This is a genomic window from Actinosynnema sp. NPDC091369 (assembly GCF_044757065.1).
GTDB lineage: Bacteria > Actinomycetota > Actinomycetes > Mycobacteriales > Pseudonocardiaceae > Actinosynnema.
Genome location: NZ_JBIVUG010000013.1, coordinates 126,496 through 139,279, shown reverse-complemented (window position 1 = coordinate 139,279; position 12,784 = coordinate 126,496). Strand labels below are relative to the sequence as shown.

The window sequence follows — 12,784 nt, the reverse complement described above, 5'->3', positions numbered from 1 at the left end:
TCGCGGAAGGCCGTACGGCCCGGACCCGGTGAACGCCGCGGGCGCTAGTCGACCTGGTGCGCGTGCCGCGTCGACGCGACCCAGGCCAGCGCCTCGTCCACGGACGGGAACACGCTCAACAGCGGCGCGATGGAGGTCAGCTGGATCGGCCTCAGCACGGCCCGGCGAGTCGCCACGACGGCCAGCACGGCGACGCGGCGGCGCGTCTCCAGCAGCAGCGACAGGCCGGCGGAGCTGAAGAACCCGACCTCCGACAGGTCGAGGACCAGGGCGGACGTCGGTTCCGACAGGCCCGCCGCGAGGGCGGCGCGGACCTCGGGCACGGTGTCCAGGTCGAGCTCGCCCGTCACACCGACGGTCAGGACATCACCCGCACGAGTGACACGGATGTCGAGGATCGGTGAGGGTTGCCCCATCGGCTCGGCCACGACGACTCCCCGGTGCACTGTGTTGTCGAACCACAGTTGTACCAGCTCGGCAGGACGCCCAGGGGCGCGGTCAGCCGCGCCCCGGTCGTCCCAACCGGCGGATCGCCGCCACGATGTCGCTGTTCGACGCGCCCTTGACCAGGTGCTCGCCCACACCGGCCGACCGGATCTCGTGGTAGGTCTCCCGGTCGGCGAACGCCGACAGCGCGAGGATGCCGGTGTTCGGCGAGCGCAGCCTGATCTCCCGCGCGGCACGGCCGCCGCCACCGCCGGGCATGCGGACGTCGAGCACGACGACGGCGGGCGAGTGGCGTTCGACCAGCTCGATCGCCTCGTCCGCGTCCCGGGCCACCGCGACGACCTCGAAGTCCGGCTCGGCGTCGAGGACCTCGCGCAGCGCGTCGCGGATCATCGGGTCGTCGTCCGAGATCACCACCCTGAGCTTGGCGTCGGTCACGGTTCACCCCCGTGCGACGTGGGGACCCAGAACCGCACCAGCGCACCACCGCTCGGGCGCTCGCTCACCGACCACCACCCGCCCGCCGTCTCCGCGCGCTCCCGCATCTCGATCATGCCGAAGTGGTCCGACGTCGGGCCGTCGGACGGTGCGCCCGCACCGGACCCGACCCCCACTCCGTCGTCCGCGATCTCGACGAGCGTGCCGCCGTCGACCGAGGTCAGCGCCACCTCCACGGCCGAAGCCCGCGCGTGCTTGCGGATGTTGGTCAGGGCTTCCTGGCAGATGCGGAAGATCGTGACGGCGGACTCGGCGGGCGGTTCCCGGTCCAGCTCGTGCCGCAGCCGGTAGGTCATGCCCGAAGTACCGGCGACGTCGCCGAGGTAGTGGTCCAGGGCCTGCATAAGGCTGTGCCGGTCGAGTTCCGGCGGGCGCAGCCGGAACACCAGGTTGCGCAACCGCCCGATGCACGCGCGCACGGCCTCGTCCAGTCGCCGCACGACCGCGGCGTCCTCCGGCGGCAGCCGGTTGGCCAGCAGTTGCAGCCGCATGCCGACCGCGACCATGGACTGGATCGAGTCGTCGTGCACGTCCCAGGCGATGCGGCGGCGTTCCAGCTCCTGCGCCTCCACCAGGTGGCCGACCAGCCTGCGCTGCTCGGCCACGGTCTGCTCGACCCGTCGGTGCTCGGTCATGTCGCGGGTGACCTTGGCGAACCCGCGCAGCTCGCCCGACTGGCCGAACAGGGCGGTGATGACGACGTTGGCCCAGAACCGGGTGCCGTCCTTGCGCAGCCGCCAGCCCTCGTCCTCGAACCGGCCCGCGTCGACGGCCACCTCCAGCTCGCGCCACGGCTTGCGCGCCACCAGGTCCTCGGGCGGGTAGAAGATCGAGAAGTGCTCGCCGAGGATGTCGTCGGCGGTGTAGCCCTTGATCCGCTCCGCGCCCGCGTTCCAGCTCACGATCCGGCCGGTCGGGTCCAGCATGAAGATGGCGTAGTCCAGCACGCTGTCCACCAGCAGGCGGTACGCGTCCTCGGTCGGGTGGTCGAAGTCGCGTTCGGCAGGGTGATCGGCCGGCATGGCGACACTGTGCACCATGGTCCGCGCGGGTGCCACGGGCCCGGTGTCAGGTCGTGCCGGGGAGCGCTTCGGCGCTCATCTCGCACCAGACGACCTTGCCGCCGAGATCGGGGTCGGCGCCCCACGCGGTGGTCAGCCGCGCGACGAGCTGAAGGCCCCACCCGCCGACGGTCGCCGACAGCCGCGGCCGCGGGAGCACCGGGCTGCCGTCCGCGACCTCGATCCGGAGCCGGCGCACGTCGCCCACCAACCGGATGACCGGGATGGTCGCGGTGTGCCGCAGCGCGTTGGACACCAGCTCGGAGACGACGAGCACGACATCGCTGTGATCGCCGAGGTAGCCCAGGTCGGCGAGGGTCTTGCGGACGAAGTCACGGGCCAGGCCGGCGGCGCCCCGGTCGATCGGCGCGCTGAACTCGGCGACCGGGCCAGACACCGAGAGGTCCACGGTCACACACTGCGGTATCCGACCGGTTCGCGCCCAGACGCACCGACACCGTCGTGACTAGTGCGCCTGCACTAGTCGCGGTGACCACGAGCGTCCACCGCCCGCCCCTGAGCGGGTCGCCTCGACATTCGTCCGAAGATCACGGAAGATCGGGCTCACTCGCCGTTGGGGGGCGCTCGTGGTCTTCGACTTCCTGGAATCCGTGTTCGACGCGCTGACGAAGTGGTCCGACGCGCCCAACCCGCCAGTGCCCGAGGGGCCGCTCGCGTCGGTCGACGAGCGGAAGGACCGGGAAGGGGAGCCCGAGGACCAGGACTGACCGCGGCCGGGTCCGGTGAACGCCCCGGCCACCCACCGCACTAGTCGAGCAGGCCGTCGCGGCGGGCGATGGCCACGGCCTCGAGCTTGGACCGGGCACCGAGCTTCTCCAGCACCCGCTGCACGTGGTTGCGCACGGTGTTGCGGGCCACGCCCATGCGCTCGCCGATCTCCTCCGTGCTCGCGCCCCCGGCCATGAGGACCAGCGTCTCGCGCTCGCGGACCGTGAGCGGCACACCACCGACCTTGGACCGCCCGGTGAGCTGGTCCAGCACGCCGCCCAGCAGACCGCCGTCGAACACGACCTCGCCGGCCGCCACCCGCAGCACCGCGTCGGTCAGCTCCTCCAGCCGGGCAGACTTGAGCACCAGGCCCGCCGCACCCGCCTCGGCGGCCCGCGCGGCGACGGACACGGTCGCCTCGCCGGTCAGCACCAGCACCCGCGCGCCCCACTCGTCGAACCGCCCGATCGCGTCCAGGCCGTCGCCGTCGGGCAGCCGGCGGTCCAGCAGCACGACGTCGGGCCGGTGCCGCCGGACCTCGGTCACGGCGGCGGCCACCGAGCCGACCGTGGCGACGACCTCGACCTCACCCGAGTCCGCCCACGCCAACCGGATCGCCTCGGCCACCATGTGGTGGTCCTCCACCAGGACCGCGCGGACGACAGGACGGGACGGGTGGGGTGGGTGCGCCATGCTGTGCAGTCCTCGTCGCTGGTCCGGGCACCCACCCTAGACCTCCGAGGCCGTCAGGACCGGTCAGCGGGCTCGAAGATCGCCGCTGCGGGGGAGGTCCAGCCCGGACAGGTCGAGCCGGCCCACCCGCTCCGGGTCGGCCAGCACGTCGATCGCGACGATCCGGCCGCCGCTGACCGTGAAGCCCATGACCGAGACGGGCACGCCGCCGGGCGCGGTGAGGATGCCCATCCCGCCGTTGACCAGGACGAGCCGGCTGACCGCCTCGGGTTGGCGGAACATCAGCGCCCGGCGGGCGACCTCCTCCGCGCCGCGCACGGCGGCCGTCAGGTCCGGGTTGAGCGCGCCGAAGTCGACGCGCAGCACGACGTCCGGGTCGAGGACGGCGAGCAGCGCCTCGAAATCGCCGTTCCGGGCGGCGGCGGTGAACGCGGTCACCACCTCGCGCTGGCGGGGCAGGTCGTCGGGGACCGGCACGTCGCCCCGGACCCGCCTGCGCGCCCGGCTGGCCAGCTGGCGCACGGCGACCGGGGTGCGGCCGACGATCGGGGCGATGTCGTCGAACGGGACGGCGAACAGGTCGTGCAGCACGAACGCCAGCCGTTCCGCGGGGGTCAACGTCTCCAGCACCACGAGCAGGGCCAGGCCGACGGAGTCCGCCAGCACCGCCTCGTGCTCGGGGTCGCCGCCGTCGTCCGGGTCCACCACCGGGTCGGGCACCCGCACGTCCAGCGGGTCCTCGCGCCGCGACGCGCGGGAGCGCAGCATGTCCAGGCACACCCGGCCGACGACGGTGGTCAGCCAGCCGGTGAGGTTGGCGACCGCGCCGGTGTCCGAGCGCTGGAGCCGCACCCACGCCTCCTGCACCGCGTCCTCGGCCTCGCTCATCGAGCCGAGCACCCGGTAGGCGACCGCCCTGAGGTGGCCGCGGTCGGCCTCGAAGCGGGCCGCGAGAAGTTCGTCGTCGATCACTGTCACATCCTCCGTGCTCGGTCCGTCAAGGGGGTGACGGACCGGACGAGCACGATGTGACAGGAACGAGGACGACCATGCGAGCACGGATGAACCACCCCGCCACGACCCTGCCCGGCACGATGGAGGCGCTGATCGCGCTGGGCGGGACGGCCCAGCAGGCCGGGTTGCCGCAGTCGCTGGTGGAGCTGGTCAACCTGCGGGCGTCGCAGATCAACGGGTGCGGCGTGTGCGTGGACATGCACGGCAAGGCGCTGCGGAAGGCAGGCGAGTCCGACGAGCGGATCGTCTCGGTCGGCGCGTGGCGGGACACCCCTTACTACACGGATGCGGAACGCGCGGCGCTGGCGCTGGCCGAAGCCGTGACGCGGCTCTCCGACCGCCCCGACCCCGTGCCGGACGCGGTGTGGCAGGACGCCGCGGAGCACTACGACGAGCGGCAGCTCTCGGCGTTGCTGGTCGCGGTCGCCACGGTCAACGTCTGGAACCGCCTCAACGCGGCCACCAAGCAGGTGGCGGGCGCCTGGGGCTGACGCGCCGGGCGGTACGGCTCTTCACACCGCACCGGAACGGGTGCACGGGCCGTCCCCTGCCGGGGTCGTGACCGCACTTGTGCGTTGCCACCGGAACCGGCGTGGGTTCTGGTGTGGTCAGCCGGGCATGACTGGCGTACCCGGGGTGCGGACGGGCGGGGCGCGGATGGACGGCGACGAGGGGCGGCCGGCGCAGTCGGCCGCGGCGTCGGATCGGTCGGTGGTGATGCAGGCCGGCCGGGACGTCACGGTTCACGGTGATGTGGTGGTCGGCGATCGCGGCTCGCCGGAGATGGAGTCGGTGTCGGCGCCGTCGGGGCTGGGCCGGGTCCACGCGTCCTCGGGGGTGTTCGTCGGCCGAAGCGGTGAGCTGGCGCGGCTCGACGCGGCGTTGACCCGCACGGGGCGGGCGGTCGTCGTGGCGGTGCACGGACTGGGCGGGGTGGGCAAGAGCACGGTGGCGGCGCGGTGCGTCGAGCGGCAGGCGGACCGGTTCCGGCCGGTGTGGTGGATCACGGCGGACTCCCCGGCCGCCATCGACACCGGCTTGGCGGAGCTGGCCGTGGCGTTGGCCCCGGAGCTGGCCGGGGCGCCGCTGGAGCAGCGGACCGAGGCGGCGGTGCGGTGGCTGGCGACCCACGACGGCTGGCTGGTCGTGCTGGACAACCTCACCGCCCCGGCCGACGCGGCGCGATTGCTGGCCCGGGTGCGGACGGGCACCGTGCTGATCACCAGCCGGCGGCGTTCCGGCTGGAACGGGGTGGCCGAGGCGGTGCCGCTGGACGTGCTGCCGGCCGAGCAGGCCGCGGACCTGCTGACCCGGCTCGTGCGCGCGGAGTGGCCGGAGGCGGATCTGACGGGCGCCGACCGGCTGTGCGCGGAGCTGGGGTGGTTGCCGCTGGCGGTCGAGCAGGCGGGCGCGTACCTCGCCCAGGCCCGCAGGACCCCGGCCGCCTACCTGGACCTGCTGGCGGAGTTCCCGGCGCGGATGTTCACCGCGACGGCGGAGGGCGGCGACCCGCAGCGCACCATGGCCCGGGTCTGGCACGTCACCCTCGACCGGCTCTCGGACACCCCGCTCGCGGGACGGGTGCTGCACCACCTGGCCTGGCACGCGCCCGAGGCCATCCCCCGAGCGCTGCTCACGAGCGTGTTCGACGAACCGGACCTGTCGGAGGCGCTGGGCCGGTTGGCCGCCTACAACATGATCACCCTGACCGGTGACACCATCGCCGTGCACCGCCTGGCGCAGGCCGTCACCCGCACCCCCGACCCGGACGACCCGCACCGCCAACCCGCCGACGTCACCCGCGCCCGCCACGCCACCACCACCGCTCTCTCCCGGGCACTGGCCGACACCGATCCCGGGCGGCCCGCGGACTGGCCGACGTTCCACGCGGTGCTGCCCCACGTGAGGGCGCTGCTGGACCACGCGGACCCCGACGTCGACACGACCCAGCTCTGCGACCTCGCCGACCACGTCGCCCTCTACTTCGACAGCCAGGGTGACACCGCCACCGCCATCGCCCTCTACACCCGCACCACCCGCAGCCGCGAGCGCCTCCACGGCCCCGACCACCCGTACACGCTGGCCTCGCGCGGCAACCTGGCCAACGCCCACTGGGCGGCCGGTGACGTCGAGCAGGCGATCCCGCTGCAGGAAGCGACACTCGTCGACTCCGAGCGGGTGCTGGGTCCCGACCACCCCAACACGCTCGCGACGCGCAACAACCTGGCCAACGCCTACTCGACGGCGGGTGACCCGGAGCAGGCGCTCTCGCTGTACGAGGCGACGTTGGCCGATCGCCGGCGGGTGTTGGGTGCCGACCACCCCGACACCCTGGTGTCGCTCGGCAACCTCGCGCACGCGTACCAGGCGGCGGGTGACAATGCGCGGGCGCTCTCGCTGTACGAAGCCACGTTGGCCGATCGGCAACGGGTGCTGGGCCCCGACCACCCCGACACCCTGACCTCGCTCGGCAACCTCGCCCACGCCTATCAGGCGGCGGGTGACCCGGAGCGGGCGATCCCGCTGCACGAGGCGGCGGTGGCCGGCACCGAACGGGTGTTCGGCCCCGACCACCCCAGGACGCTGAAGTCGCGCAACAACCTGGCACACCAGTACGCGATCGTGGGTGACCTGGCACGCGCCATCCCGTTGCTCGAAACCACGCTGGCCCGGTCCGAGCAGGTGCTGGGCCCCGACCACCCGAGAACGCTGATCTCGCTCGGCAACCTGGGCAACGCCTACGAAACGGTGCGCGACCCGGCGCGCGCCATCCCGCTGTACGAGGCGGCCTTGGCCGGGCGGCAGCGGGTGTTGGGCCCCGACCACCCCGACACGCTGGCCTCGCGCCTCGACCTGGCCCGCGCCTACCAGGCGGCGGGTGACCTGGAGCGCGCCATCCCGTTGCACGAGGCGACGCTGGCCGACGCCGAGCGCATCCTGGGTCCCGACCACCCCGACACGCTGGCGTGCCGCGACAACCTCGCCTTCACCTACGGGGCGGCGGGTCGCGTGGAGCAAGCCATCCCGCTGTACGAGGCGACATGGGCCGATCGGCGGCGAACGCTGGGGCCGGACCACCCGAAGAGGCTGGCCGCACTGCACAAACTGGCGTACGCGTACGACGCGGCCGGTGATCCGCGGGCGGTCCCGCGGTACGAGGAAGCCCTGGCCGACTCCGAGCGGCTGTGGGGGCCGGACCACCCGAAGACGCTGACCCTGCGCAACAACCTCGCCATCGCCCACCACACGACCGGTGATCCTGCGCGCGCGATCCGGCTGCTCGAGGCGACGCTGGCCGATCGGCGGCGGCTGCTGGGTCCGGACCACCCCGACACGCTGGCCTCGTGCAGCAACCTCGCCCACGCGTACGAGTCGACGGGTGACCTGGAGCGCGCCGCCCAGTTGTACGAGGAGACCCTGGCCGGCTGCGAGCGCGTCCTGGGCCCCGACCACCCCCTGACCGAGGTGACGCGCGCGAAGGTCTCGCGGGCACGGCCGTAGCGCCAGGTCGTCCGGCGGGCACTCCGTCCGGCAATTCGCCGGAAGAAAGTTCCGGCCTTGGTGTCGGATCGGGGTCGTGGTGTTCGTAGCAGTGGTGAGGCCGCCCGCACGGGGGCCGGCACCACGGGAGGAAGCGCGGACATGAAGCTGACGACCATGACCCAGGTCACGCTCGACGGGGTGATGCAAGGCAACGGTCACGTCTCGGACGACCGCAGGAACGGGTTCGAGCGCGGTGGGTGGGCGCGGGGGAAGGGCGACGACCGGACCCGCGCGTTCATCAACCGGACCTACCAGCGCGCCGACGCGTTCCTGTTCGGCCGGCGGACCTACGAGCTGTTCGCCGGCTCCTGGGGGTCCTTGGCCGAACGGGACGTCCCCGGCTGGGAGCCCGTCATGCGGGCGTTGCACGCACGGCCCAAGTACGTGGTCTCGTCCACGCTCGCGGACCCGGAGTGGTCGGGCACCACCGTGTTGTCCGGGGACGTCGTGGCCGCCGTCCGGGAGCTGAAGGGCGAGGCCGCGGGTGACCTGCAGGTGCACGGCAGCGGCGCGCTGGTCCGGTGCCTGCTGGAGCACGACCTGGTCGACGAGGTGATCCTGGTCGTCATCCCGGTGGTCCTCGGCCAGGGCACGCGGTTGTTCCCGGAGACGGGCCCGGACCTCGCGCTCGACCTGGTCGAGTCGCGGGTCGATTCGAAGGGCGTGACCATCCAGGTCCACCGCCCGGCGGGGCGTCCGCGGTACGCGGCAGCCTGAGGTCCCCGACCACCCCCGAATCGTTTTCTCGACACCACAGGAGAGGATTTCCCCATGCGGTACCTGGTTTCCGTCATCGACGACAAGGTCAACCCCGGCAGCACGGACCGGCAGCCCGCCATCAGCGAGTTCAACGAACGGCTGATCGCCGAGGGCCACTGGGTCTTCGCGGGCGGGCTCGCGGACACCGACGCGGCCACGGTGGTCGACAACCGGGGCGAGCAGGCCGTGTTCAGCGACGGTCCGTTCGTGGAGTCGAAGGAGTACCTCGCGGGCGTCTGGGTGTGGGAGGCCCCCGACCTGGACGTGGCGCTCGAGCTCGCCGCCGAGGCGTCGAAGGTCTGCGACCGCAAGATCGAGGTCCGGCCGTTCCTGTGAGCCACGCGGAGGAAGCGGTCACGCGGGCCCACCGCGAGGAGTGGGCCCGCGTGGTTGCCGCCCTGACCAGGCGCTTCGGTGACCTCGACCTCGCCGAGGAGTCGGCCGCCGAGGCGTTCGCGGTCGCCGTGGAGCGGTGGCCCGCCGACGGCGTGCCGCCCAACCCCGGCGCCTGGCTGACCACCACCGCCAACCACAAGGCCATCGACCGGATCCGGCGCGAGAGCAAGCGCGACGAGAAGCAGGAGGAGGCTCGGGTGGTGCACGACGACAGCCCGCCCGAGCCCTCCGGCGCCATCGACGACGACCGGCTCCGGCTGATCTTCACCTGCTGCCACCCGGCGCTGGCGGTGGAAGCCCGCCTCGCGCTGACGTTGCGCATGGTCGGCGGGTTGACCGTGGCGGAGATCGCCCGCGCGTTCCTGGTGGCCGAGAGCGCCGTGGGGCAGCGGATCACCCGGGCGAAGGCCAAGATCAAGGCGGCGCGCATCCCGTACCGCGTGCCGTCCGCCGAAGACCTCCCGGCCCGCGTGTCGGGGGTGCTGACCGTGCTGTTCCTCGTGTTCAACGAGGGCTACCTGGCGTCCGGACCCGACACCGATCCGGTGCGCAAGGACCTGACCGCCGAGGCGATCCGGCTCACCCGTCTCATCCGCGCCCTGCTGCCGGACGACGGCGAGGTGGCCGGCCTGCTGGCGCTGATGCTGCTCATCGAGGCGCGCCGCCCGTCCCGGGTCTCGGCCGGCGGCGAACTGGTCCCGCTGGCCGAGCAGGACCGAGGGGCGTGGGACGCGGAGTTGATCGCGGAGGGCCACCGGCTGGTCCGCGAACGCCTCGTCGCCGCCGCTGCCGGGGTCGCTCCCGGGCGCTACCAGATCCTCGCCGCGATCAACGCCGTGCACACCTCCGCCCGCGACATCCGCGACACCGACTGGTCGCAGGTCCTCGCCCTGTACGACCAGCTCGTCCGGGTGGACCCCTCCCCGATGGTCGCGCTCAACCGGGCCGTCGCGGTCGCCGAACTCGACGGCCCGGAGGTGGCGCTGGCGGCCGTGGACCGCCTCGAACCCCGGCTGTCGGGCTATCACGCCTTCCACGCCACGCGTGCCGACCTGCTGCGGCGGCTGGGCCGCAGCCGGGAGTCGCGCGCGGCGTACGACCGGGCCGTCGAGCTGGCGGGCAACACCGCCGAGACCGCCTACCTGACCCGCCGCCGCGACCAACTGGGGTAGCGGCCGGTTCCACCGGGCGCACTGGTCAGTGACGTCTAGAGGGGTTCGTACTCGTCGCCCTCGTCGTTGAGCAGGCGGTACCGGGGTGAGAGGTCGGTGAGGGCGGCGCGCAGGCGGGTCAGCAGCTCGTCGAGCGGGACGCGGTCGAGGCCCAGTGCGGCGCAGATCTCCGCTTGGTGGCGGTCGATGTCCGGCTCGTCCTCCAGCAGCTCGGCGTGGGTCGATTCCCGGGCGGCGCGCATGGCGGCCGGGTCCGGGGCGGCGGCGACCACGTCGTGCCAGGTCGGCACTCCGATGATCAGTTCGATCGCGGCGGTCGGGTCGGCGGCCAGGACCCCGGCCTGGCCTTCCGAGCTCGCGTACAGCACCGGTCCGCCGCACGCGAAGAAGGTGCCACCCGAGGCGTCGCCGGCGATCGGGCGGAGTTCGCCGTCCCACGACGGGCGCACGGGCTCGCCGTGGTCGGCGCGTTCGAGGTCGAAGTCGAAGACGGTCGCCAAAAGCTCGGCGGCGCGGGCGTTGCCCCTGATGCGATCAAGCACGGCGTCACGATACGGGGACGTGACGTGCGACTCCTCGTGAGCACGGCACCGCGTCCGGCCGGTGTGCGTTCAAGGTGGCGTGAACGCTGAGGAGCCGCAGCCGCCGCGCTGGGCGGTGTGGGTGGCGCGTGCCGTCGCCGTGGTGGTCGTGGTGCCGGTGCGGGTGGTGTGGGAGTGGGTCAAGGTCGTCGGGCGGGCGGTGCGGCGGCCGTTGGTGGCGGTCGCGCGGCGGGTCCGGGACGGCGTTCGCACGGTGGGCCGGTTCGCGTGGCGGTGGGTCTTCGCGCCGGTCGGGCGCGGCCTGCGGCGGGTGGCCGGGCTGGTCGGCGACGGGCTGCGGTGGTCCGGCGGGGTGGTGTGGCGGTACCTCGTTCGGCCCCTCGGAACGGTCGTGGGGCGCGGGTTCGGGGCGTTGGGCGCGGGGGTGCGGTGGGGGTTCCGGGCGCTGGCGCGGTTCGTGCTGCGGCCGGCGGGGCGTGGGCTGCGGTGGGTGTTCACGCCGGTCGGGCGGTGGTTGCGGGCGGTGGACGTGGTCCTCGCGGACGTCCTGCGCTGGGTGGGGCGGGCGTTGCGGCTGGTGATCGTGGAGCCGCTGGCGTGGGGTTGGCGGGCGCTCGTCGTGCTGCCGGCGCGGTGGCTGTGGCGGGAGGTGGTCGTGCGGTGCGCGCGGGCGGTCCGGTGGGTGGTGCGGCTGTTCCTCGGCGCGCTGGTCTGGGCGTTCCGGCTGGTGGGGCGCGGGTTGGCGTGGGTCGGCCTGCTGGTCCGGGACGCCCTGGTGTGGGCGTGGCGGCTGCTGTCGCGAGTGGTGCGGGCGCTGGTCGTGGGGCCGGTCCGGTGGGTGTACCGGGTGGTGCTGGCGCCGGTCGGCCGGGTGGTCGGCCGGGTGTGGCGGGCGGCCGTGGTGGCTCCGGCGCGGTGGGTGCGCGCGTCCGTGGTCGAGCCGGTGCGGGTGGCCGGTCGGCGGGTCCGGGCGCAGCTGCGCGGCGCGTTCGGACGTCGTGACTAGCGGTTCAGGACGGCGGCGGCGATCGCCTCGTGGCCTTCGGGGGTGGGGTGGACGTCGGTGTGCTCGCAGAAGTAGGTCAGGGCGCACACCTGCGCCACCGGCGTCGGGATCGGGCCGTAGGCGGGGTCCTGGGTGGTCTCCGTCAACGGCCCGTAGCCGCCGGTGGCGGCGGTGACGTCGACGAACCGCGCGCCCACCTTGTCGTACTCGGCCTTGAGGGCGGCGTTGAAGAAGTCGCGGAACAGCGACACCGACAGCCGGGCGAGGTCACGGCCGTTCGGGAACGCGGGGGAGACCCAGGCGCCGAGGAACACGTCCGGGTAGGTCAGGCCGACGATCGGCGCGTCACCGGCGGCCTCCCGCAGGGCGGGCAGGGCGGCGGCCAGGTTGGCCCGGGTGGCGGCCACGGCCTCGGAGGCGCACGTCAACGGGTCGCCGGCCCGGGCGCACGGCGCCAGGTCGTTGCCGCCGATCACCACGGTCACCAGGCCGACCCGGCCCCGGTGCTCGCGCAGGGCCTGCACGGCCGCGTCGACCTGGGTGCGCCCGGTGAGGTCGGGCGCGTCCGGGCCGCGGTCGGCGGGCGCGCAGCCGGGCTCGGTCCGCAGCTGGGCGGACGTCGCGCCGCTGCACGCCAGGTTGATCAACCTCAGGTCCGACCGCGCGGCGACGAGGTAGGCGAACCCGTCCCGACTGCCGCCCGCGGGCGCGCTCCCGGTCGCCGGTCGGTAGCCCGTCGCGTAGGAGTCGCCCAGTGACACGTAGACGCGCTCGGCGGGCGGCTCGCTCGTGGCGGACTCCGTCATCGGTGGCGCCACGCCGGGCGTCGCGGTGCACGCCGTGACCGCCGCCAGGACCGCCCCGATCAGCGCGGCTCGCCGAAGTCCCGGCACGTCGACCCCTTCCGGTGAAGCCCGTATCGAT

15 protein-coding genes are annotated in these 12,784 nt (G+C 73.7%); 7 read left to right on the top strand and 8 right to left on the bottom strand.

Annotation, left to right across the window (positions count from 1 at the left end):
- Positions 1 to 44 precede the first annotated feature (44 nt).
- The 4 genes from ACIQMJ_RS34080 to ACIQMJ_RS34065 all read right to left on the bottom strand — a co-directional run bounded on the left by ACIQMJ_RS34080 (position 45) and on the right by ACIQMJ_RS34065 (position 2,403).
- The gene (locus tag ACIQMJ_RS34080) at positions 45 to 428 is read right to left on the bottom strand and encodes an STAS domain-containing protein (RefSeq protein WP_499765105.1); all 384 of its coding nucleotides are present in this window, start codon (positions 426 to 428) and stop codon (positions 45 to 47) included.
- A gap of 70 nt (positions 429 to 498) precedes the next feature.
- Entirely contained in the window at positions 499 to 885 is a 387-nt protein-coding gene (locus ACIQMJ_RS34075; RefSeq protein ID WP_499765104.1) for a response regulator, read from the bottom strand.
- Positions 882 to 1,967: a PAS domain-containing sensor histidine kinase gene (locus ACIQMJ_RS34070; protein WP_499765103.1), complete on the bottom strand. Its 1,086-nt coding sequence runs from the start codon at positions 1,965 to 1,967 to the stop codon at positions 882 to 884. Before ACIQMJ_RS34070 ends, ACIQMJ_RS34075 begins: the two co-directional genes overlap by 4 nt.
- A 46-nt stretch (positions 1,968 to 2,013) precedes the next feature.
- Positions 2,014 to 2,403: an ATP-binding protein gene (locus ACIQMJ_RS34065; protein ID WP_499765102.1), complete on the bottom strand. Its 390-nt coding sequence runs from the start codon at positions 2,401 to 2,403 to the stop codon at positions 2,014 to 2,016.
- 190 nt (positions 2,404 to 2,593) lie between these two features.
- Between ACIQMJ_RS34065 and ACIQMJ_RS34060 the strand changes: the two genes are divergently transcribed.
- Positions 2,594 to 2,734, top strand: coding sequence for a hypothetical protein (locus tag ACIQMJ_RS34060; protein ID WP_499765101.1), 141 nt, complete (start codon positions 2,594 to 2,596; stop codon positions 2,732 to 2,734).
- 40 nt (positions 2,735 to 2,774) lie between these two features.
- Here ACIQMJ_RS34060 and ACIQMJ_RS34055 read toward each other — a convergent pair whose 3' ends face one another.
- Positions 2,775 to 3,428, bottom strand: coding sequence for a response regulator (locus ACIQMJ_RS34055; protein WP_499765100.1), 654 nt, complete (start codon positions 3,426 to 3,428; stop codon positions 2,775 to 2,777).
- A gap of 63 nt (positions 3,429 to 3,491) precedes the next feature.
- A complete protein-coding gene (locus tag ACIQMJ_RS34050) occupies positions 3,492 to 4,397 on the bottom strand; it encodes a sigma-70 family RNA polymerase sigma factor (protein WP_499765167.1) in 906 nt (301 codons plus the stop codon).
- Positions 4,398 to 4,477: 80 nt separating this feature from the next.
- On the opposite strand from ACIQMJ_RS34050, the gene ACIQMJ_RS34045 reads away from it, so the two are divergent.
- The 5 genes from ACIQMJ_RS34045 to ACIQMJ_RS34025 all read left to right on the top strand — a co-directional run bounded on the left by ACIQMJ_RS34045 (position 4,478) and on the right by ACIQMJ_RS34025 (position 10,312).
- Entirely contained in the window at positions 4,478 to 4,933 is a 456-nt protein-coding gene (locus tag ACIQMJ_RS34045) for a carboxymuconolactone decarboxylase family protein (protein WP_499765099.1), read from the top strand.
- Positions 4,934 to 5,060: 127 nt separating this feature from the next.
- On the top strand, positions 5,061 to 7,943 hold the full coding sequence (locus ACIQMJ_RS34040) for a tetratricopeptide repeat protein (RefSeq protein WP_499765098.1): 2,883 nt from the start codon (positions 5,061 to 5,063) through the stop codon (positions 7,941 to 7,943).
- A gap of 141 nt (positions 7,944 to 8,084) precedes the next feature.
- Positions 8,085 to 8,702, top strand: coding sequence for a dihydrofolate reductase family protein (locus ACIQMJ_RS34035; protein WP_499765097.1), 618 nt, complete (start codon positions 8,085 to 8,087; stop codon positions 8,700 to 8,702).
- Positions 8,703 to 8,756: 54 nt separating this feature from the next.
- Entirely contained in the window at positions 8,757 to 9,080 is a 324-nt protein-coding gene (locus ACIQMJ_RS34030; protein ID WP_499765096.1) for a YciI family protein, read from the top strand.
- Positions 9,077 to 10,312 carry an RNA polymerase sigma factor gene (locus tag ACIQMJ_RS34025; protein ID WP_499765095.1) on the top strand — a complete coding sequence of 412 codons (1,236 nt, stop codon included), beginning with the start codon at positions 9,077 to 9,079 and terminating at the stop codon, positions 10,310 to 10,312. The genes ACIQMJ_RS34030 and ACIQMJ_RS34025 overlap by 4 nt, the downstream gene beginning before the upstream one ends.
- A 35-nt stretch (positions 10,313 to 10,347) precedes the next feature.
- On the opposite strand, the gene ACIQMJ_RS34020 is transcribed toward ACIQMJ_RS34025, so the two are convergent.
- The gene (locus tag ACIQMJ_RS34020; RefSeq protein ID WP_499765094.1) at positions 10,348 to 10,854 is read right to left on the bottom strand and encodes a hypothetical protein; all 507 of its coding nucleotides are present in this window, start codon (positions 10,852 to 10,854) and stop codon (positions 10,348 to 10,350) included.
- A gap of 79 nt (positions 10,855 to 10,933) precedes the next feature.
- Between ACIQMJ_RS34020 and ACIQMJ_RS34015 the strand changes: the two genes are divergently transcribed.
- Positions 10,934 to 11,860, top strand: coding sequence for a hypothetical protein (locus tag ACIQMJ_RS34015; protein ID WP_499765093.1), 927 nt, complete (start codon positions 10,934 to 10,936; stop codon positions 11,858 to 11,860).
- On the opposite strand, the gene ACIQMJ_RS34010 is transcribed toward ACIQMJ_RS34015, so the two are convergent.
- Positions 11,857 to 12,753, bottom strand: a complete 897-nt coding sequence (locus ACIQMJ_RS34010) for a GDSL-type esterase/lipase family protein (protein ID WP_499765092.1) — start codon at positions 12,751 to 12,753, stop codon at positions 11,857 to 11,859. The genes ACIQMJ_RS34015 and ACIQMJ_RS34010 overlap by 4 nt on opposite strands.
- Positions 12,754 to 12,784: the final 31 nt, after the last annotated feature.